The sequence below is a fragment of the Streptomyces griseorubiginosus genome (assembly GCF_017614965.1).
Lineage (GTDB): Bacteria > Actinomycetota > Actinomycetes > Streptomycetales > Streptomycetaceae > Streptomyces > Streptomyces griseorubiginosus_B.
The window spans coordinates 1-20,568 of the sequence record NZ_WVUG01000048.1 but is presented as its reverse complement, the minus strand read 5'-3'; the positions used below and the strand labels follow the sequence as shown (position 1 = coordinate 20,568).

Annotated in this window: 20 protein-coding genes; 15 read left to right on the top strand and 5 right to left on the bottom strand. The window is 71.4% G+C overall.

Features of this window, described 5'->3' with window-relative positions:
• The first annotated feature begins 113 nt into the window (after positions 1-113).
• Positions 114-629, top strand: a complete 516-nt coding sequence (locus GRC12_RS12450; protein WP_208779294.1) for a putative immunity protein — start codon at positions 114-116, stop codon at positions 627-629.
• A gap of 271 nt (positions 630-900) precedes the next feature.
• Positions 901-2,085, top strand: coding sequence for a winged helix DNA-binding domain-containing protein (locus tag GRC12_RS12445; protein WP_208779293.1), 1,185 nt, complete (start codon positions 901-903; stop codon positions 2,083-2,085).
• A gap of 46 nt (positions 2,086-2,131) precedes the next feature.
• On the opposite strand, the gene GRC12_RS12440 is transcribed toward GRC12_RS12445, so the two are convergent.
• The gene (locus GRC12_RS12440; protein WP_133042964.1) at positions 2,132-2,440 is read right to left on the bottom strand and encodes a hypothetical protein; all 309 of its coding nucleotides are present in this window, start codon (positions 2,438-2,440) and stop codon (positions 2,132-2,134) included.
• A 150-nt stretch (positions 2,441-2,590) separates the two neighbouring features.
• Between GRC12_RS12440 and GRC12_RS12435 the strand changes: the two genes are divergently transcribed.
• The 10 genes from GRC12_RS12435 (at position 2,591) to GRC12_RS12390 (ending at position 11,287) form a co-directional block, all read left to right on the top strand.
• The gene (locus GRC12_RS12435) at positions 2,591-2,953 is read left to right on the top strand and encodes an arsenate reductase family protein (protein ID WP_208779292.1); all 363 of its coding nucleotides are present in this window, start codon (positions 2,591-2,593) and stop codon (positions 2,951-2,953) included.
• Between the two features lie 202 nt (positions 2,954-3,155).
• Complete coding sequence (locus GRC12_RS12430; RefSeq protein ID WP_208779291.1) at positions 3,156-3,860, top strand: hypothetical protein; 705 nt, start codon at positions 3,156-3,158, stop codon at positions 3,858-3,860.
• Between the two features lie 66 nt (positions 3,861-3,926).
• Complete coding sequence (locus GRC12_RS47115) at positions 3,927-4,250, top strand: hypothetical protein (protein WP_439959881.1); 324 nt, start codon at positions 3,927-3,929, stop codon at positions 4,248-4,250.
• A gap of 183 nt (positions 4,251-4,433) precedes the next feature.
• Complete coding sequence (gene glnII, locus GRC12_RS12420) at positions 4,434-5,465, top strand: glutamine synthetase (protein ID WP_208779290.1); 1,032 nt, start codon at positions 4,434-4,436, stop codon at positions 5,463-5,465.
• A 155-nt stretch (positions 5,466-5,620) separates the two neighbouring features.
• The gene (locus GRC12_RS46390; RefSeq protein WP_280117461.1) at positions 5,621-5,743 is read left to right on the top strand and encodes a hypothetical protein; all 123 of its coding nucleotides are present in this window, start codon (positions 5,621-5,623) and stop codon (positions 5,741-5,743) included.
• Positions 5,744-5,837: 94 nt separating this feature from the next.
• Complete coding sequence (locus GRC12_RS12410) at positions 5,838-6,419, top strand: winged helix-turn-helix domain-containing protein (RefSeq protein ID WP_208779288.1); 582 nt, start codon at positions 5,838-5,840, stop codon at positions 6,417-6,419.
• Between the two features lie 57 nt (positions 6,420-6,476).
• Positions 6,477-7,472 (top strand): SDR family oxidoreductase, encoded by a 996-nt coding sequence (locus tag GRC12_RS12405; RefSeq protein WP_208779287.1) that lies wholly within the window; start codon positions 6,477-6,479, stop codon positions 7,470-7,472.
• Between the two features lie 147 nt (positions 7,473-7,619).
• Entirely contained in the window at positions 7,620-8,885 is a 1,266-nt protein-coding gene (locus GRC12_RS12400) for a sensor histidine kinase (RefSeq protein WP_208779286.1), read from the top strand.
• Positions 8,870-9,523: a LuxR C-terminal-related transcriptional regulator gene (locus GRC12_RS12395; RefSeq protein ID WP_208779285.1), complete on the top strand. Its 654-nt coding sequence runs from the start codon at positions 8,870-8,872 to the stop codon at positions 9,521-9,523. Before GRC12_RS12400 ends, GRC12_RS12395 begins: the two co-directional genes overlap by 16 nt.
• 189 nt (positions 9,524-9,712) lie before the next feature.
• Complete coding sequence (locus tag GRC12_RS12390) at positions 9,713-11,287, top strand: DUF1996 domain-containing protein (RefSeq protein WP_208779284.1); 1,575 nt, start codon at positions 9,713-9,715, stop codon at positions 11,285-11,287.
• Positions 11,288-11,367: 80 nt separating this feature from the next.
• Here GRC12_RS12390 and GRC12_RS12385 read toward each other — a convergent pair whose 3' ends face one another.
• The gene (locus GRC12_RS12385) at positions 11,368-11,787 is read right to left on the bottom strand and encodes a hypothetical protein (RefSeq protein WP_208779283.1); all 420 of its coding nucleotides are present in this window, start codon (positions 11,785-11,787) and stop codon (positions 11,368-11,370) included.
• Between the two features lie 121 nt (positions 11,788-11,908).
• Between GRC12_RS12385 and GRC12_RS12380 the strand changes: the two genes are divergently transcribed.
• The 3 genes from GRC12_RS12380 to GRC12_RS12370 all read left to right on the top strand — a co-directional run bounded on the left by GRC12_RS12380 (position 11,909) and on the right by GRC12_RS12370 (position 15,217).
• Positions 11,909-12,418 (top strand): tetratricopeptide repeat protein, encoded by a 510-nt coding sequence (locus GRC12_RS12380; protein WP_208779282.1) that lies wholly within the window; start codon positions 11,909-11,911, stop codon positions 12,416-12,418.
• 49 nt (positions 12,419-12,467) lie between these two features.
• Positions 12,468-14,390 (top strand): hypothetical protein, encoded by a 1,923-nt coding sequence (locus tag GRC12_RS12375; RefSeq protein ID WP_208779281.1) that lies wholly within the window; start codon positions 12,468-12,470, stop codon positions 14,388-14,390.
• Between the two features lie 137 nt (positions 14,391-14,527).
• A complete protein-coding gene (locus GRC12_RS12370) occupies positions 14,528-15,217 on the top strand; it encodes a TetR/AcrR family transcriptional regulator (protein WP_208779280.1) in 690 nt (229 codons plus the stop codon).
• Between the two features lie 25 nt (positions 15,218-15,242).
• On the opposite strand, the gene GRC12_RS12365 is transcribed toward GRC12_RS12370, so the two are convergent.
• From GRC12_RS12365 to pulA, 3 genes are all read right to left on the bottom strand, one after another.
• Positions 15,243-15,602 (bottom strand): 5-carboxymethyl-2-hydroxymuconate Delta-isomerase, encoded by a 360-nt coding sequence (locus GRC12_RS12365; protein ID WP_208779279.1) that lies wholly within the window; start codon positions 15,600-15,602, stop codon positions 15,243-15,245.
• Between the two features lie 35 nt (positions 15,603-15,637).
• A complete protein-coding gene (locus tag GRC12_RS12360) occupies positions 15,638-17,254 on the bottom strand; it encodes a fused response regulator/phosphatase (protein WP_208779278.1) in 1,617 nt (538 codons plus the stop codon).
• 72 nt (positions 17,255-17,326) lie between these two features.
• Positions 17,327-20,568: pullulanase-type alpha-1,6-glucosidase (gene pulA, locus GRC12_RS12355; RefSeq protein WP_208779277.1), on the bottom strand; the 3,242-nt coding region annotated here is incomplete at its 5' end.

The window sequence follows — 20,568 nt, the reverse complement described above, 5'->3', positions numbered from 1 at the left end:
AGTGAAGGCGGGGACGGGGGCGAGCGCATGCCGGGTACGGCGATCGGGTGACGGGAGGGGGTACGGTCGCGGATGCGCGTCATCGGTTGCGGGGCGGGAAGGAAGGCCGATCCATGATCCTCCCGAAGGTCAGGGACCCTCGCTTCGTGACCGTCCGCCGTGGTGGGACCCTCACCGACGCGGATCACCGTCTCCTCGCCCTCTGGGCGGCTGACTGCGCGGAGCACGTCCTCGGCCTCTTCGAGTCGGCCCGGCCCGAGGACCCCCGGCCGCGCCGGGCGATCGAGCATGCCCGCGCCTGGGTGCGGGGCGAGGTCCGGATGATGGAGGCCCGAGCGGCGGGCGGCCATGCGATGGGAGCCGCTCGAGACCTGCGGGGCGCGGCACGGCACGCCGCGTACGCGGCCGGCCAGGCGGCGGTCGTCGCACACGTCGCCGCGCACGAGCTCGGTGCGGCCGCCTATGCGATCAAGGCCGCGCGCGCTGCCGTGCCGGACGAGGAGAGCGCGGCCGCGGGACGGCTGGAGTGCCGGTGGCAGCGTGACCGGCTCCCGGAGGCGATCAGGGAGCTCGTGCTCGACGACCAGCGCCTGCGCAACGACATCTGCTGGTCGGTCTTCGACTGCTGAGCCCGATCCACGCCCCGCTGGCGCCTGCCCCGGGCGGACGAGGCGCGGCTCGGCACGCCGCCTGCGCGGCCGGCCAGGCCGCCGCCGTCGCACACGAGCTCGGTGCGGGCGCAGCGCGCGCTGCCGTGCCGGACGAGGAGAGCGCGGCCGCGGGACGGCCGAACGACTGCGGAGGCCGGTCCCCGTGGGCGGCGGCGGAGTCCGGCGGGGGGCGTTGTCAGTGGGGTCCGCGAAGATGGGAACACGGGTGCCGTGACGGGCGGAGGGTGTCATGGGTGACGGGGAGCGGTACATCGGGGTGACCGAGCGGCGGGCGCGGCTGGCGGTGCGGCATCGGCTCGCGGTGGGGGCGCGGGGCGACTCCCCGGAGGACCTCGCCGGTTCGCTCGTCGCGCTGCACGGGACGGACCCGGCGACCGTGTATCTCGCGGTGGGCGCGCGGCTGACGGACGCGGCGCGGACGGTGCCCGAGACGGAGCGGGCGCTGTACGACGACCGTTCCCTGGTGCGGATGCACGGCATGCGCCAGACGGTGTTCGTCTTCCCCACCGACCTCACCGCGGTCGTCCACGCGTCGACCGGCCTCGCCGTGGCCGCCAAGGCCCGCGCCAAACTGGTGCAGGACATGGCGAGCGCGGGGGCGCCGGACGCGGCCTGGCTGAAGGAGGTCGAGGAGTCGCTGCTGGCCGCCCTGGCCCGGCACGGCCAGGCGACGGCGACCGAACTCGCCCAGGACGAGCCGCGGTTGCGGGAACAGTTCGTGTACGCGGCCGGCAAGAGCTACGAGGGCGTCCACACCGTCTCGGGCCGGCTGCTGCGGGTGCTGGGTGTCGAGGGCAAGGTGGTCCGGGGCCGGCCGCTCGGCTCGTGGACGTCGAGCCAGTTCCGCTGGGCGGTGGCGCCGGCGCATCCGGAGCTCGACGTGTCCGGGGCGCAGGCGGAGTTGATGAGGCGTTGGCTGGCCTCATGCGGACCCGCGACCGAGGCCGACCTGAAGTGGTGGACGGGGTGGAAGGTCACCGACGTCCGGCGCGCGCTGGCGGCGATCGGGGCGCGGGAGGTGTCGGTCGACGAGGGCCCGGCGTACGTCACCGCGAACGACGTTGCTCCGGAGGGTCCCGTGGAGCCCTGGGCGGCACTGCTGCCGGCGCTGGATCCGACGGCGATGGGCTGGCAGGCACGGGACTGGTATCTGGCGCCGGAACTGCGGCCCCTGCTGTTCGACCGCAGCGGCAACGTAGGGCCGACGGTGTGGTGGGACGGCCGGGTGGTCGGGGGCTGGGCCCAGCGCGCCGACGGGGAGATCGCGTGGCGGCTCCTCGACGAGAAGGGCGTGGGACGCGAGGCGAAGGCGGCGATCGCCGCGGAGGTGGAGCGGTTGCGGGCATGGATGGGGACGAGCCGGGTCACACCCCGCTTCCCGACGCCGCTGGACAAGGAGTTGGCGAGGGGGTAGCGGGCGGACGTGCCGGGCGCCCCGTGTGCGGCGCCCGGCACCGGCCTCATCGGCTGTAGCGCATCAGCGCCCGCACCATGTGGCACGTCGTGTCCGACGGCGGGTGGACTCCGATCAGTTCCGCCGTGTGCCGGATCGTCTCGTTGCGGGCCTGGTTCGGCATGTAGACGCCCGAGTCGAGCAGGGCGATGGCGAGACGCATCGCCTTCAGGCGCCGGTTGTGCGTGACGTACCACTCGCGGGGCCGGCCCGGCGGCAACGGGCGCTTCTCCACGGGTTCGTACGGCAGGTCGAGCAGGACGGGGCGCTTCACAGTGGACTGGGTCGGCTTCGGCTTCAGTGCGGCAGCGGGCACAGGCATCCTCCTGTCGCGGACAGGGTGTCCACCAGGGCCTTCGACGCCCCGGCAACACCCTCGAACACTTCTTCTAGTGTACCGCCCGCCACTGACAAAAGCCCCTGGCCACAAGGGCTTTCGGCACTCCCCTCGCGTACCGTTGGCCCCATGGAGATCTGGATCAACCCGGCCTGTTCCAAGTGCCGCAGCGCCATCAGCCTGCTCGACGCCGAGGGCGCGGACTACACCGTCCGCCGCTACCTGGAGGATGTACCGAGCGAGGACGAGATCAGGGACGTACTCGACCGCCTCGGGCTCGAACCGTGGGACATCACCCGCACCCAGGAGGCGGACGCGAAGGAGCTCGGTCTCAAGGAGTGGGCGCGGGACGCCGGTTCGCGGGAGCAGTGGATCAGGGCGCTCGCCGAGCGTCCCCGGCTGATCCAGCGTCCGATCATCACGGCGGACGACGGCACCGCGGTGGTCGGCCGCACCGAGGAGGCCGTACGCGAGGCGCTGTCGCGGGAGTGACCGACGGTCGGGTGACGACGTTTTCAGTGACGACGTTTCGAGTGACGACGTTTCGAGTGACGACGTCTCGAGTGACGACGTCTCGAGTGACCAACGCAGGTGTGACGCAGGTTACTTCGGAGACTCGTGTAACCGCTGAGTAACCTCGTTCGGTATCTCGTACATAGCGACGTACGCTCCCCTACCTCTTCAGGAGGCGCGCATGTCGCGTAGGAGAACTGTCAGTACGAAGAAGAAGCTCGCGGTCCTGGTGAGCGCGGCGGCGGTGGCGGGCGGAGTGGCCTTCGCGATGGCGTCGACCTCGAACGCCGCGCAGACCCCGCCCTCCGCGAAGACCCTGTCGGCCGCGAACTCGACGGTCTGTCAGGGGCTCGCCACCGCGCTCGGCAACAACCAGCGGTTCATCGCCGGGCAGAAGGCGAATCCGGACGCGCAGTCCGCGGCCCGGATCGCCAACCGTGAGGCGGTCATCGCGCAGATCAAGGTCCAGCAGCAGGCGTCGGGGTGCGCGGTTGGGGAGTCGGCTCAGGACTCCCAGGCCACGCAGCCCGCACAGCCCTCGCAGCAGCAGACCGCGCAGCCGGCGCAGACGGCTCCCGCGGGAAACGCGAACTCCGGGGCGGGCGCGAACACCGGTGGCGCTGCCGCCTCCGGCTCCGCCCGGCAGGTCTGCAAGGGCTCCACCGTGACCCTCTCCGGCGAGGCCGGCGCGCCTGCCGCGTCCAGCAACCAGTTCCCGGCGGGGACGACGCTGAAGGTCACCAACCTGGACAACAACAAGTCCACGACGGTGAAGGTCACCTCGGTGTCCGGCAGTTGCGCCCTGCTCAACAACGCGGCCTTCGAACAGGTCCGGGAGCCCGGCAAGTTCCTGATCCGGCGCGCACTGATCGAGAAGGTGGGGTGAGGCTCAAGGGTTCAAGAACTCCGTGAGGAGGCGGCCGAGTTCGGCGGGTGCGGACTGCGGCGGCGCATGACGGGAGACACCGGGGAGGACCACCGTCTCCACGTGCGGCAGCAGCGCATCCGCCGTCCCCGCCACCTCGTACGTGTCATTGTCCTGCTGTTCTCGGCCAGGAACAGCAGGACCGGCATGTCCAGCACGCGCGGCGCGTCCGGGGCCGGGCGCGGACCGGTCACCGGCTTCGGCACGGAGGGGAAGCCGGCGGCCGCCTCCTGGATGCGGCCGTTGACCGGCCGCGTGGTGGAACCGCCGCGTGTGTACGACGAACGGGAGCCGGCCGCGATCCGGGGGTTCCTGGAGGGTGTGCGGGAGGCGGCGGCCGGGGAGGACTGAGCGGGGTGGCCGTTTCACACCGTGAATCGCGCCACACCACCGCCAGGTAACACGGGGTTCACATTCGAGCAATCGACGGGAAACTGCCTGTTGACAGGCTCGCGGGCATCACCGCGGCGCCCCAGTGCCGCAGCGCCGCAGCACCCGCAAGTGCGTCAGACACACCCCCGAAGGAAGTGGCCCGTGACCTTCAAGGCTGAGTACATCTGGATCGACGGCACCCAGCCGACCGCCAAGCTCCGTTCCAAGACGAAGATCATCGCGGGTGAGCCCGCCGGTCTGGACGCGCTGCCGATCTGGGGCTTCGACGGGTCCTCCACGAACCAGGCCGAGGGCCACGCCTCGGACCGCGTCCTCAAGCCGGTCTTCACCTGTCCGGACCCGATCCGCGGCGGGAACGACGTCCTCGTCATGTGCGAGGTCCTCGACATCGACTTCACGCCGCACGAGTCCAACACCCGTGCCGCGCTGGCGGAGGTCGCGGAGAAGTTCGCCGCGCAGGAGCCGATCTTCGGCATCGAGCAGGAGTACACCTTCTTCCAGGACGGCTACCCGCTCGGCTTCCCCAAGGGCGGCTTCCCGGCCCCCCAGGGCGGCTACTACTGCGGTGTCGGCGCGGACGAGATCTTCGGCCGTGACGTCGTCGAGGCGCACCTGGACAACTGCCTGAAGGCGGGCCTGGGCATCTCCGGCATCAACGCCGAGGTCATGCCCGGCCAGTGGGAGTTCCAGGTCGGCCCGCTGGCCCCGCTCGAGGTCGCCGACCAGCTCTGGGTCGCCCGCTGGCTGCTCTACCGCACGGCCGAGGACTTCGGCGTCTCCGCGACGCTGGACCCGAAGCCGGTGAAGGGCGACTGGAACGGCGCGGGCGCGCACACCAACTTCTCCACCAAGGCGATGCGCGAGGGCTACGACGCGATCATCACCGCCTGTGAGTCGCTCGGCGAGGGCTCCAAGCCGCTCGACCACGTCAAGAACTACGGCGCCGGCATCGACGACCGGCTGACCGGCCTGCACGAGACCGCCCCGTGGAACGAGTACTCCTACGGCGTCTCCAACCGCGGCGCCTCGGTCCGTATCCCCTGGCAGGTCGAGAAGGACGGCAAGGGTTACATCGAGGACCGCCGTCCCAACGCCAACGTGGACCCGTACCTGGTGACGCGTCTGATCGTCGACACCTGCTGCTCCGCCCTGGAGAAGGCCGGCCAGGTCTGATCCGCTCAGCCACGCCCAGGGGGCGCCCACCGTCGCGGTGGGCGCCCCCTGGCGTTGACGGGCGGGGAGGCCGTACCGGCCACTTCATGTCAAGGAAACGTCCAAGCAGTGAGAGGAGTCTCCTCGTGGGGGCCGCTGTCTGCTTCAATGGGGCCATGGCCAGTTTCCAGAACCACACCGCGACGGGTCGCACCGACCTCGAGCCGTTCTGGCCTTCCCGTCAGCACCACGACTTCGACCGGGTGTGTTGCCGCGCGATGAACGCGCCGGCCCTCTAAAGCCGTACAGGTCTCAAGCCGTACACGGTCTTCGGCCGACGCGAACGAGTACGTCCCCTCCGACGAACCTCTCGCGCGAAAGAGCTGACCTCTCATGGCGATCATGCGTTCCGTACCCACCGCTCCGGTCAACACCCCCTCCCCCACCGGTTCCCGGCACCGTCTGCGGGCCGTGGACCGGGACGAGGTGATCGACGTGGCGGAGTTCCTGCCGCCGGGCGCCACCTGGCTGCCCGCGCCCCAGCACACCCTGCCCACGCTGCCCGGACAGCCGCCGATGGTCGGCTACCTCGTCCTCATCCCCGCCGACCGGCCGCACCTCGCTCCGGCCGGCCTCGCCGCCCCGGACCCCGCCGACACGGCGGAGGCCGGTCCGGACGCCGAGGCGCTCGTCCGGATCGACCCCGTGCAGCGCACCGCCTCCGTGGACGGGCGCGAACTCGACCTGACCTACCTGGAGTTCGAGCTGCTCGCCCACCTGGTCGCGCACCCCGGCCGGGTGCACACCCGCGACCAGCTCGTCACCACCGTGTGGGGCTACGGGCACGTGGGCGACGGCCGTACGGTCGACGTCCACATCGCCCGGCTGCGCCGCAAGCTGGGCGCCGAGTACCGGCAGGCGATCCAGACGGTCCGCCGGGTCGGCTACAAGTACACCCCGCCGACGGGCCGTTGATCTGCTGACGGCAGAGCGCGGTTCCCTCCCGCGGGCGGGCCGGGCACAGTCACCGGTATGAGACTTCTGGTGCTGGGTGGTACGGAGTTCGCGGGACGGGCCGTCGTCGAGGCGGCCCTCGGGCGCGGCTGGGAGGTGACCGTCCTCAACCGGGGGCGGCAGCGGCCCCCGGCCGGTGTGCGGGCCCTGCGGGGCGACCGCACCGCGGCCGACGGGCTGGCCGCCCTCGCGGAGGGCACCTGGGACGTCGTCGTCGACACCTGGTCGGCCGCGCCCCGGGCCGTGGACGAGTCGGCGCGGCTGCTGCGGGGCCGCGCCGGGCGGTATGTGTACGTGTCCACCTGCTCGGTGTACGCCTGGCCCGCGCCCGCCGGGTACGACGAGGGCGCGCCGCTGGTCGAGGGCGCCGAGCCCGACGCCGACCGGACGGACTACGCGCGCGACAAGCGGGGGGCCGAGATCGCGGTCGTGGACGCGTTCGGCGCGGACCGTTCCGTGCTGGTACGGGCCGGGTTGATCCTCGGGCCGTACGAGAACATCGGGCGGCTGCCGTGGTGGCTGGGGCGGATCGCGCGGGGCGGGCCGGTGCTGGCGCCGGGGCCGCGGGAGCTGCCGTTGCAGTACGTGGATGTGCGGGACCTGGCCGAGTGGGTGCTGGGAGCGGCCGAACGGGAGCTTCAGGGACCGTACAACCTGATGAGCCCTCAGGGGCACGCCACGATGGGGTCGTTGCTGGAGGCGTGCGTGCAGGTGACCGGCGGATCGGGGGAACTGCGGTGGGTGGAGCCGGACGTGATCCTCGATGCCGGGATCGAGCCGTGGACGCAGTTGCCGGTGTGGGTGCCGCCTGGGAGTGACATGCACGACTCCCTGCACTCCGCGGACGTGTCCCGGGCGGTGGGGACGGGGTTGAGGTGCCGGCCGGTGGAGGAGACCGTCGCCGACACCTGGGCCTGGCTTCAGGGGATCGGCGGGACGGCGCCGCAGCGGGCGGATCGGCCGTCGGTCGGGCTGGATCCGGTGGTGGAGGCGAAGGTGCTGGGCGGACGGTGACCGGATCCCGGGCCCGCCGGGCTGTGACCGGATCCCGGGCCCGCCGGGCTGTGACCGGATCCCGGGCCCGGGGTGTATCTGGCACCACCCCGTGAGCGGGGGGCCTGGCCCCGTGACCCCGGCCAAGAGGCCAGCGAGACTGCTGCCATGAACACCAACACGAAAAGCGGCCCTCTTTCCGCGAGGGCCCGGGACGTCGTCGTCGCGGCGGGGCGGGGGTTCGTGCTGGCTCTGGTGAGTCTTCCGGGGGCGGTGCTGGGATTCACCCTCGCGCTCGTGTCCATCGCGCTCGTCCCGGTCGGGATCGGGCTGGTCACGACCCCGTGGGTGCTGGGCCGGGTGCGGGCGTTCGCGGACTGGCGGCGGAGGGTGGCGGCCGAGTGGTGCGGGGTGGTGATCCCGTCGGCGTACCAGCCGGTCCCCGAGGGCAGGCCGTGGACGCGGACGTACACGTTGCTGCGCGACCCGGCCGTGTGGCGGGACCTGCGGTGGCTGCAGGTGGACATGACGGCGGGGTACGTCACCGCGGTGCTGCCGGTGGCGCTGTTCCTCTACCCGCTGGAGGGGATCGCGGTCGCGGCCGGACTGTGGCGGCCCCTCTCCCAGTGGGGCGGCTACTGGTACGGGTTCGTCCATGTCACCGACCAGTCCTCCGCGTTCGGCGCCGGCGCGCTTGCCCTCCTGCTGCTCACCCTCACTCCCCTCGCTCCGCGGATGGTGACCGCCCACTTCAGGCTGACCCGTTCCGTACTGGGCGCCAGTCAGCGTGAGCTGGCCGAGCGGGTGCGGGTGCTGACCGAGACGCGCAGGGACGCCGTGGACTCCTCGGCGGCCGAACTGCGGCGCATCGAGCGGGACCTGCACGACGGGGCGCAGGCGCGGCTGGTGGCGATGGGGATGGATCTGGGCACCATCGAGACGCTCCTGGACAAGGATCCGGCGAAGGCGAAGCAGTTGCTCGCCCAGGCCCGCCAGTCCTCGGTGGACGCGCTGGCCGAGCTCAGGGAGCTGGTGCGTGGCATCCATCCGCCGGTGCTCGCCGAGCGCGGGCTGGGGGACGCCGTACGGGCGTTGGCGCTGCGGCTGCCCGTTCCCACAGAGGTGAACGTCGAGTTGGGCGGGCGCGCCGAGGCGCCGGTGGAGGCCGCCGCCTACTTCGCGGTCAGCGAGGTCCTCACCAACGCGGTCAAGCACTCCGGCGCGGACCGGATCTGGGTCGACCTGCACCACGAGGACGAGCGGCTGCGGGTGACCGTCACGGACAACGGCAAGGGCGGTGCGGTGATCGGGGCCGGTTCGGGACTGGCCGGGGTGGAACGGCGGCTGGGTACATTCGACGGCGTCCTGGCCGTCAGCTCTCCCGCCGGCGGTCCCACCATGGTCACCATGGAGATCCCTTGCGCGTTGTCCTAGCCGAAGACCTCTTCCTGCTGCGGGACGGACTGGTCCGTCTCCTGGAGGCCCACGACTTCGAGATCGCCGCCGCCGTCGAGTCCGGCCCCGAGCTCACCCGCGCGCTGGCCGAGCTTGAGCCGGACGTCGCCGTGGTCGACGTACGGCTGCCGCCGACCCACACCGACGAGGGGCTGCAGTGCGCGTTCCAGGCGCGCCGGAGCAGGCCCGGGCTGCCGGTGCTGGTGCTCTCGCAGCACGTGGAGCAGCTGTACGCGCGTGAGCTGCTGGCGGACGGCAGCGGCGGGGTGGGGTATCTGCTCAAGGACCGGGTGTTCGACGCGGAGCAGTTCGTGGACGCCGTACGCAGGGTGGCGGCGGGCGGTACGGCGATGGATCCGCAGGTGATCCAGCAGCTGCTGTCCCGGCGGGCCGCCGACGACCGGCCGCTGGCCCGGCTGACCCCCCGCGAGCTGGAGGTGCTGGAGCTGATGGCGCAGGGACGGTCCAACGCGGCGATCGCCGGGCAGCTGGTGGTGACAGAACGGGCGATCGCCAAGCACACCTCCAACATCTTCGCCAAACTGGACCTGGAGGTGTCGGACGACGACAATCGTCGCGTTCTGGCCGTCCTCGCCTATCTGGACCAGGGCCGGTGAGGAACCGGCGATTCTCTGTAACTTCTGCTGCTCAGGCGGTGGTTGGGACACCAAGGACTGGTAAACCTCTGATTTGTTTGTGGGGTGGCTGAACACCCCTGAGGCGGCGCCCGTATCAATGGGCGCCGCTTCACTCCTGTCGGGCGCCTCGATGCCCCGCCAAGCCCGCAAGGAAGTCAGAGGAGTTCCATGGGACGCAACAATCGAAAACGCCGTACGCCGCTGGCCACCAAGGCCATAGCCGCATCGGCGGCCCTAGCGCTCGGTGGGGGCGGGCTGATCTGGGCGAACTTCTACGCCTCGGCGCACGAGTCGAACAACTCGGGGCAGAACCAGACCAAGGCCGCCGCCGCGACGGTGGCGACCATCGCCTGCCCGGACGTCGGCCAGAAGCTGACGAACGTGCCGGCCAAGGCCCAGCAGGGCGTGGCGACGGAGCTGGCGAACCTCGACAAGCAGATCACCGAGGCCTACGCCCGGCTCGCCTCCACGCGTCAGGCGCAGACGCAGGACGCCAGCTTCGTGCAGAACGCGATCGTCGGCCCCCTCAAGGAGAAGCGGGCCGCGACCCTCGACCGGATCCGCATCGACATCCAGCGTGTCGGCGGCCAGGTCGACGCGGCCGGGCTCCAGGCCCTCGCCGCCTGCACGACGATGACCACCAACCAGACCACGGCCGGCCAGGGCAACAACGGCGGCCAGCAGAACAACGGTGGTCAGCAGCAGAACGGTGGCCAGAACAACGGCGGCCAGCAGAACAACGGCGGTCAGCAGCAGGGCAACGGGCAGGCCTCGGCCACCCCGAGCGCCGGTGCAGGCGGCGCCCAGAACATCGGCGGTCAGGCCGGCAACGGTCCGGTCGCGGCCGACTTCGTGGACATCACGAAGGTCCAGCCGAACGTCGCCGCCAAGCCGCGTGCCAATGGCAACGCCTCGCGGGGCACCTTCGTCACCCGGTGCGGTGTCAACGCGAACAAGAACCACAACACCGACAACGTCATCGTGGCGCCCGGCGTGACCAACGGCGCGCACCACCTGCACGACTACGTCGGCAACCAGAAGGTCGACGCGTTCGCGACCAACGACTCGTTGATCAAGGACCAGACCAGCTGCCAGAACCAGGGTGACCTGTCGGCCTACTACTGGCCGGTCGTGCGTATCCAGGACGGCACGCAGGACTTCGACCAGAACCGGGACGGCGGCGGCAAGGAGGGCAACGTCGGCAAGATCCTGACGCCCGTCCAGGCGCAGATCAAGTACGTCGGCTCGCCCACCAGCAAGGTCACCGCGATGCCGCAGTTCCTGCGCATCATCACCGGTGACGCCAAGACCACCACCAACGGTCTGGCGAACGCCAACGCGCACTGGTCCTGCACCGGCTTCGAGAACAAGGTCCAGCTGACGACGCAGTACCCGATCTGCCCGCAGGGCAGCAACGTGGTCCGCACGTTCGCCTTCCAGTCCTGCTGGGACGGCAAGAACATCGACAGCGCCAACCACCGGACGCACGTCGCGTTCGCCGACGCCAACGGCAACTGCCAGAACGGCTTCAAGGCGATCCCGCAGCTGACGATGCGCCTGGTGTACAAGATCAACCCGCCGGTCCTGCAGAACGGCCAGGTGAAGAACGCCTACGCGGTGGACGGCTTCCCGGACCAGCTGCACAAGGCGGCCACGGACCACGACGACTTCATCGCGGTCTTCAAGAACAACCTGGCGAACACCATCGCCAACTGCATCAACCAGGGCCGGCAGTGCCAGTGACCCACTGAGCGTGTGACCGACCGAAGAAGGCCGGTGGCGGGATCTCCCGCCACCGGCCTTCCGGTGTGTGCAACAGGGGTTCAGCCGCTGTGGCTGCCGCCGTGCTGGCTGTGGTCGGTGCCGATCTCCTCCTCGCCGCCGAGCGTGGTCTGCAGCGCCTTGACGACCTTGTCCTCGCCGACGGCGACCCACTTGCGGCCCACCAGGTAGAAACCGCCGTAGTCCTTCGCGTCGTTGATCCACTCGCGCTGGCCGCGGTCGGTGGCGAAGGTGGCGAAGACGTACTTGCCGTCGGAGGTCTTGCAGATGGCCTGGCGGACCTCGTCGGAGTCGATCTGCATGTCCGGCTTGCACTTCGCCTTGGCGGCCAGGCTCTCCAGGCTGCCGGTGGCGGTGACCGGCACCTTCGCGGCCGCGTCACTGTCTCCGGATCCGCAGCCCGTCAGCGCCAGGGCGGCCGCGGCACCGGCCACGGCGAGCATCGGTCGGGTCAACCTCATCTGTTCCTCCGGGTCGCTCTGCCATCTGGGCCCAAGAGCCCGTTCCCTTCCATACGGCTGCGGGGGGCCGGGTGCTCAAATCCGGTGGGAGTCAGGGTACGGGTGTGCGAAAGTACGGTCCGTGAATCAGGACTGGGAAGATCGCGTGGCCGCCGCTTGGGCCGCCTTCGACGACTACGCGGAGGACGACGCCGGGGACTTCCGTGCCGTGATCGACGCGCTCGCCGCCGAGCTGCCCGAGGACAGCCCGCTGGGGCTCTTCGAGCGGGCCTGCGCCTGGGACTCGACCGGCCACTCGGACAAGGCAGTGCCGCTGTACCGGGAGGCGCTGGACCGGGGGCTGAGCGAGGTCAGCCGTTACAAGGGCAGGCGGGCCAAGATCCAGCTGTCCAGTTCGCTGCGCAACATCGGTCAGGCCGAGGAGGGCGTCAAGCTGCTGACCCCCGAACTGGACGGCCCGTCGGACGAGTTGGACGACGCGGTACGAGCGTGTCTGGCGCTGTGCCTGTCCAGTCTCGGCCGGGACCGCGAGGGCCTCTCCCTCGTGCTGGGCGCCCTCGCCCCCCATCTGCCGCGCTACCAGCGCTCGATGGCGAACTACGCGCGGCTGCTGGTCGAACCCGGGGAGTGAGTCCCCCGGGTGGCGGTGACCATCCGACGATTCGCTCGTTCTGCTGAACGTGCAGTCACAGGATGTCGCCCCGCACCCCGCACCGTCCTCCGCAGAGCCGGTCGTCGACGTCGAGCAGGCCGAGGCCGCGCTCGTCGAGCACTACCCCCGGCTGGTCCGGCTCGCCTACCTGGTGCTGCCGCCGAGCCTGGGCCGCAACCGGCGCGTGGTGACCGCCCATGCGCTGGTCCAGCGCGCCCTGCCCAGGGGCAGGGCCTCGGCACCCGTGATCCCGGCCCAGTCCAAGGGCCGGGACGGCGACCCGGGCTACGCCTTCGTCCGGCTCCAGGTGCTGCGCACCGCGCTGGAAGCGGGCCTCCCGCTCAGGTTCACCGCGTGGCCGAAGCGCTCCCAGCTGCCGCCGCTGCTCCCCCAGGTGTGGGGCCTGCGCCTGTTCCCCCGCTCGGGCGGCGCCGACGAACTCGCCCTGGACCAGCGGCTGTCGACGCTGTCCGGCCCGGGCCGCGCCGCCTATGTCCTGCGCGGCCTGGAAAAACTCCCCGACGGCGACGTCCGGGCGATCCTCACGGCGGCCGGCTGCGCGGACGTGGACGAGGCGCTGGACGAGGCCGACGAGATCCCGGCGGCACACCATCCCCACCTGGGCTCCCCCGAGTTCGACCCGTGTTCGCTGCACGCGCGGCCCACCGACCTGATGCGGCGCCGCCAGCACACCCGGGCCGCGCTCGCCGCCGCCGCGGCCCTCGCGGTGTGCGGGGCGCTGCTCGCCCTGCCCGGCGGCGGCTGGGGTCCCGACGGCGCCGCCGCTCCCGCCTACGCGCAGAACCCGGCCGCCGAGGCCGCCCTCGATCCGGCCAAGCTCCTCCGCGTCCCGCCCACCGCCTGGCAGTCCTCGACCCGCACGGACTTCTCCGTCTGGCCGGCCCGCGGCGACCTCACCGGCGACAAGCCGCTGCTGCGCCGTGCCCTCGCCGTCTGGGCCCGCCCCAGCGAGCACGTCCAGGTCTCCGCGACACCCGACACCCCCTCCGGCGGCCCCGCCGGCCCGCCGCAGCTGCTGTACGCGGGGAACATCGACGGCGCGCGGGTGGTGATCCTGTACGACGGGCTGCGCATCGCCCGTTACGCCGAGCCGAAGGACGGCACCAAGGGCGCCGCGCTCGACTTCGCGCGGGTCGACGGAGCGGACCGGACCGAGGCGAGCGCGCTGGTGCTGGGCCGGGCCGACGGCAACGTCCGCTATCTGACGGCGCCCTGGGTGACCCGGGCCGCCGAGCGGGACCTGCTCAAGCCCGGCGCCGGTGCCATGGACCTCGGCCTCACCGGGGGCATCACCTCACCCCTGGCCAGTGCCGCCCAGCAGACCGGTACCTGCACCTCGTGGAACGTGCTGCAGCTGACCGACGACACGGGCACGCATCTGCTCACCGACCTCGGGGAACTGGTCCCGGCCCGCCTCACCACCGGGCGGCCCGGCGCGATGCGTGACGCCTCCGGTGCGGAGGGGCTGCGCGCCTGGGCGCCGTACGCCTGCTCGCTGTCGGCGATGCGGTCGGCCGGGGTGCGCGGTGTCAACGCCTGGACGTACGCCGCCCAGGCGCTGCCCGAGGCGAGCGGTTCGGCGGACTGGGTGTGCACCCGGGCCGAGACGTGGAGCGGCGCCGGCCCGCGGGTGCTGGCCCAGTTCCGCACGCCGGGCGGGACGTACGGGGCGGTCGCGGCGAAGGCCGAGAACTCGCCGGCGTGCGGCACGAAGGATCCGCATGTGCTCGCCGGGGTGCTGTGGAAGTCGGAGGCGGGGCACTGGTATCTGCTCGCGGCGGGCAGCGAGGGCACGGCGTCGATCGGCGCGTCCGGCGGGATCACGGGTTCGGCCCAGGGGAGGTCGCTGGTCGTGCGGGCCCGCCCGGGCGCGCGGGCCGAGCTGAAGGCCACCCTGACGGACGGACGAGTGCTGAGCGGGCTCGGCTGACCGGTCAACGCCCGTCGACACCATCGGAGTTCGGGTCCGAGGGTGCTCTCGCCATCGGCTCACGCAGCCGCGCAGATGTGAACACCCTTGGCCGGTCCCGTCCGTTCGGGGCCGGATCCGATCGGTAAGGTGTTCGTATGACCACCGGAGTACGCCGCAGAATGGGAGTCGAGGAGCGGCGGCAGCAGTTGATCGGCGTCGCCCTCGAACTGTTCAGCCAGAGATCTCCCGACGACGTCTCCATCGACGAGATAGCAGCCGCCGCGGGCATCTCCCGGCCGCTGGTCTACCACTACTTCCCCGGCAAACTCAGCCTGTACGAGGCCGCGTTGAGGCGTGCGGCGGACGATCTGGCGGGCCGGTTCAGGGAGCCGCACCAGGGTCCGCTGGGGGCGCGGCTGCTGCGTGCGATGCACCGCTTCTTCGACTTCGTGGACGAACACGGGCCCGGTTTCTCGGCGTTGATGCGCGGCGGGCCGGCGGTCGGCTCCTCCAACACGAACGCGCTCATCGACGCCGTACGGCAGGCCGCGTATGACCAGATCCTTTCGCATCTGGGCGTGGAGGACCCGCCCGCGCGGCTGGAACTGGTCGTCCGGTCCTGGATCTCGCTGGCCGAGTCGACCGCGCTGATCTGGCTGGACGGCCGGCGCATCCCGCGCGCCGAGCTGGAGGCGCAGCTGGTGCACGACTTCGCCGCGCTGGCCGCGGTGAGCGCCGCCTACGACGACGAGATGGGCGCGCTGCTGCGCAAGATGGTCAAGGACGAGCCGGCCGACGGGCCCTTCGCGGACCTGGTCGCCCGGCTGCTCGCCCTGGCGTCCTGAGGAGGGCCCGGGACCGGAGCCGGCCTCAGCGCTCGAACTTGCGGTAGGAGGGATCGAGGTCGCGTACCTCGGCGGAGGCGTGCAGGGTGCCGTGGCCGTCGTCCTCGACGTGCTTCTTCAGCAGCTCCAGCACGGCCTCGGTCAGTCGCGCCTTGGTCTCGTCGGTGCGGCCGGCGAGCAGCCCGATGGTGACGTGCACGACGCCGTGACCGAGGTCGGAGGGGTCCTCGTAGCCGAACGCGGTGACCTGGGACGCCCGGAACTGCGTCTTGCAGGCCTCGGGCTTGGCGGCGGCGATCTCCACGAGCGCGTGATGCAGGTCCAGCGCGAAGCCCTCCCGGTCGAACGAGATCGTTTTCGAGTGGTCGACGGTGATCTGCGGCATGGGCACTCCTGTTCTACGGCGGCTACCGGCTCACCCTAGTTCCTCAGCTGGAGGGCGAGCATGGCGATGTCGTCCTCGCGGTCGTGGCCGAAGGAGGCCAGCAGGGTGTCGCACAGGGCGTCCAGGCCGGGCAGGGCGCCCACGGCGGCGGCGCGCAGGTGCTCCATGGAGTCGGTGAGGTCGGTGCCGCGGGTCTCGATCAGACCGTCGGTGATCATCAGGAGCCGGTCGGTGGGCTCCAGGAGCAGCTCGGTGGGCGGCGGATGGGGCAGCCCCACGCCGAGCAGCGGACCGGACGCCTTGACGTACTCGGCGCTGCCGCCCGCCCCGAGGATCAGCGGCGGCACATGCCCGGCGTTGGCGATCCGGGCCCGCCCGCTGGCCGGGTCGATCAGCGCCAGGCACACCGTGGCGGTGACCTCGGCGTGGTAGCGCTGGAGCACCCGGTCGAGCCGCTCGGCGAGCACGGCGGGGTCGCTCTCGTCGACGCAGTAGGCGCGCAGCGCGTGCCGCAGCTCGACCATGACGGTCGCCGCGTCCAGCGAGTGCCCCACGACGTCCCCGACGGCGGTGAGGACGCCGCCGTCGACCCGCAGCGCGGCGTAGAAGTCGCCGCCGATCTCGGTGTCGCTGGACGCCGGCACATAGCGGACCGCGAGGTCCACGCCAGGCAGCTCGGGCAGCCGTTGCGGCAGGAAGCTGTGCTGCAGGGTGAGCGCGACATGCCGCTCCACCTGGTACATCAGCAGCGGTTCGGCGGCCAGCGCGGTGGCCTGGGCGAGCTGGGCCAGCAGTGCCTCGCCCTCGGGGCTGACCCGGCGCAGCCCGCGGGTGGGCGTGGCCAGGCACACCGGCGCCTTGCCGTCCTGGGTGAGCACGAGCGCGAGGCGGGCGTCGTGCTGCACGCCGGGCCGGAAGAACCCGGTGGGCCACAGCGGGGCGGGAACGGTGGTGATCTGCACCCCCGCCTGTCCCCGGGTCAGCCGGCGCAGCAGGCCCGCCACGGCCCGGTGGGCGCCCTCGTCGGGCAGGGCGAGGGCGGTGCGGTCCCGGGACAGGCCCCGGTAGAGCTCGTCGTCCTGGTCGAGCACGAACACCGCGGCCGGGCAGCCGATCAGCCGCGCGGCACCGTCGGCGGCCACCTCGGCGAGTTCCCGCAGGGAGCGGGCGGCCTGGATGGTCACGATCGTCTCCGACAGCAGCTGCAGCCGCCGTACCAGCGCCTGGTCGTCGGCGCGCAGCCGGGCCGCGCGGACCGCGGAGCGCACCACCGCCTCGATCTCCTCGGGCTCCGCGGGCACCGTCAGATAGGCCTCGGCGCCCGCGTCCAGGCCCTCGCAGCGGTCGGTCGGGGCCACGGACAGGGCCGAGAAGTGCACGACCGGCAGCCCGGCCATGTGCGGCCGGTCCTTGAGCCGGCGGCACAGTTCGAAGCCGCTCATGTCGGGCAGGTGCACGTCGACCAGGGCCACGTCGGGCAGGGTGCCCTTGCGCAGCCGTACGTCGATCTCGGCCAGCGCCTCGGAGCCGCTGGCGACCGCGACGACCTCGTGGCCGGCGCGCCGCAGCACGGTGCCCATGGCATACCGGCTCGCGGCCACGTCATCCACGACCAGCACGGTCGTGCCTGTCAGTTTGCCGTTGACGTCCATCTCCAGCCCTTGGACAGCACCGGTGGGACAGACCCGGGTGACGGGCCTGTCCCACCAAAGGTAATGCCGATATCAGGCAGTCCGGGAGAACACCGCCACACTGCGCCCCGGAACGACGAACGTGCCCGATTTCCGCTCGTACGACGACGACTTGACGATAGAGTCCGCGCCCGCCGCCTGCACAGGGTGCAGGCGGTAAGAGATTCCTGTCAGGTCCTGGACGCGCTGCTCCTGCCGGGTCGGCGTCGCGTTGAACACGACGACGAGATCACCGAGTTCCATGGTGATCACTCCGGGTGTCTCGTCCTTCCCGGACAGCGGGAAGGACAGCTTCGACTGCACCTGTCCGGCCGTGCCGAGCGAGAACACGCTGTCCGTCGTACGGATCCTCAGCAGGTCGCGGTAGGCGGCCGAGGCGCCCTCGATCTGCTCGCACCCCACCTTCACCGCGCCCAACAGGGGCTTGGCGTAGGGCCACTTGGACTGGTTGTCGGCCGCCGGGGGCAGTCCCCGCCCGAAGCCGTTGCCGTCGGCGCAGTTCCAGTGGATCGCGTTGAACCAGTCGCCGCTGTCGAAGGAGTTGCGGTCCAGGGACTTCGAGCGCAGCAGGTCGGAGCCCGCCTGGGACAGGGACGGCCCCTGCGAGAGGGTGGCCGTCGCCATCGCCAGGACCTGCATCCGGGCCCGGTCGGCGGCGGAGGTACCCGGGGGCAGTTTGTACGTCAGCGCGTCGAACAGGGACTCGTTGTCGTGGGCGTCGGTGTAGGCGAGGGCGTCGCCGGGCGCGTCCGCGTATCCGGCGGGCTGCCCGTTGTAGTCGACCTCGGCGCCGGTGACCTCCTTGCCGTCGGTGTCGGTGAAGCGGTACGTGGCGAGGTTGCCGGACAGACCGACCTTGATCAGGTCCTGGTAGTGCAGCAGTCGGGCCTTCTGCTCGGCCGGAGTGCCGTTGGCGGTCGACGAGTTCGGGTCGGTGTAGAGGCCGGAGGCGAAGCCCTGGACGCCGGGGTCGGAGTCGAAGGGGCCGCCGCCGCGGACGGCGTCCCGGGCGCGGTCGGAGAAGGTGGCGATGCCGGTGCCGGCCATGTTCTTCTGGGTGGCCTGCTCGAAGCGGGCGTCGTCGGCGGCCTCGCCGAAGTTCCAGCCCTCGCCGTACAGGATGATCTTCCTGCCGTCGACGCCGTCCTTCTTGAGGGTGAGCGCGTCGAGGGCCTTCCTGACGGCCAGGATGTTGGCCTTGGGGTGGTGGCCCATGAGGTCGAAGCGGAAGCCGTCGACCTTGTACTCCTTGGCCCAGGTGACGATCGAGTCGACGACCAGCTTGCCCATCATGGCGTTCTCGGGCGCGGTGTTCGCACAGCAGGTGCTGTTGGCGACCGAGCCGTCGGCGAGCAGCCGCTGGTAGTAACCCGGCACGATCCGGTCGAGCACGCTGGTGTCGGCCTCACCGGCGGCGGAGGTGTGGTTGTAGACGACGTCCATGACGACCCGCAGCCCGTCCTGGTTGAGCGCCTTGACCATCTCGCGGAACTCGACCGTGCGCCAGGTGCCGTCGGGGTCGGTGGCGTACGAGCCCTCCGGGACGGTGAAGTGGTAGGGGTCGTAGCCCCAGTTGTAGGCGTCCTTGGCGGCCGTCTTCGCCACGCAGGCCTGCTGCTGGTCGGAGTCGGCCGGGTAGGAGGCGAGGTCGCAGCCGGGTGTCGCCTGGTCGGCCTTCTTCTCCGGCACGGTGGCGAAGTCGAAGGCGGGCAGCAGATGGACGTAGGAGGTGCCGGACCTCGCCAGCTCCCGCAGATGCCTCGATCCCTCGCTGTTCTTGTCGGTGAAGGCGAGGTAGGTGCCCTGGTCCCTGGCCGGCACGGTCTTGTCCGCGACGGAGAAGTCCCGGATGTGCAGTTCCTGGATCTGGGCGTCCCGCAGCGGTACGGCCTTGGGCTTGGCGAGGTGCGACCAGCCGCTCGGGGCGAGGGACCTGTCGTCCAGGTCGACGACGAGACTGCGCTCGGAGTCCGCGGTGAGGGCGAGCGAGTAGGGGTCGGTGACCTTGTTGGTGACGACCTTGCGGACGCTGGGCGCCCACACCTTCACCACGTACCGGTATTCCTTGCCCTTCCAGGACGCGGGGCCGGTGACGGACCAGACGCCGGTGGAGTCGTCGCGGCGCATCGCCTTGAGGGAGCCGCCCAGCTCCAGCGACACGCTCTGCGCGGTGGGCGCCCAGACGGACAGGGTGGGGCGGCCCCTGTGGAACACCGGGCCCAGCTCCGCCTTGGTAGCCCCCGGGTACAGGTCGTCGAGCACGCCGGCGATCTGGACGCCGGTCGCCGCCAACACGGCACCGTTCGCGGCCCGTTGGGAGGCGACGAGCTGCCCGTCGAGGGCCTGGCGCACCCGGCTGCGGTCGCGCGGGTCGACCGACCAGGCCGTGTAGTCCTTCAGATACGGGAACCTGGCCTTCTGCGCGTCGGTGAGGGTCGTCCTCTCCAGCCGCAGCCAGCGCTCGTCGTCACTCGTGAGCGTGCCGTCCTTCACGGCGATCGAGCCGTCGTGGGAGTACAGCAGCTGGGTGGAGACGGCCGCGTCGGAGCCGTTCCAGGCGACGGTGTTCCGGTCGATCCAGACGGCCTTGGAGGTGGTCAGGTCGAGCGCCGCCGCCGAGCCGGCGGGCTGGGGCAGCAGGTACTTCTCCTGCCCGTTCAGCAGCCACACCTCGTAGCCGTTCGCCCTGAGGTCCAGGGACTGGTCGGCGGGCAGGTCCTTCTCGTCGCCCTTGTGGATGATGTAACTCAGGTTGGTGGCCCCGTCGGTGAGGGGCACCTCGAAGACCGCGCCGTAGGCGTCGGTCCTGACCGGCTTCAGCGGGCTGGACCAGTCGGTGGGGTTCGCGGCGCCCGTCCAGACGTGCAGGCCCCAGCCGTCGTAGTTCCCGTCGGCGCGGTGGTAGTGGATGACCGCCTTGCCCTTGTCCTGCGCCGGGTAGTCGGGCCGGGTGGTCCGCACGGTCTCCTTGCCCTGCTCGATCCAGACCTCGCCGGTCTTGGTGACGTCGATGGAGCGGTCGGCGGAGACGTCCTTGTTCCCGTTCTTGTCGATGACGAGGAACCCGACGCTCGACGCGCCCGGCTTCAGCTTGACGTAGGCGAAGGCTCCGTAGGCGTCCCGGCCGACGAACGGGTGGCTGGCGGGCCAGGTCGTGGCCTCCCCGTCGGCGAGGTCGCCCCAGGCGTACAGGCCCCAGTCGCCGTAGTCGCCGTCGGTGCGCTTGTAGTGGACGATCGCGTAGTCGCGTGAGGAGGCGGTGGGGACCTCCGGGG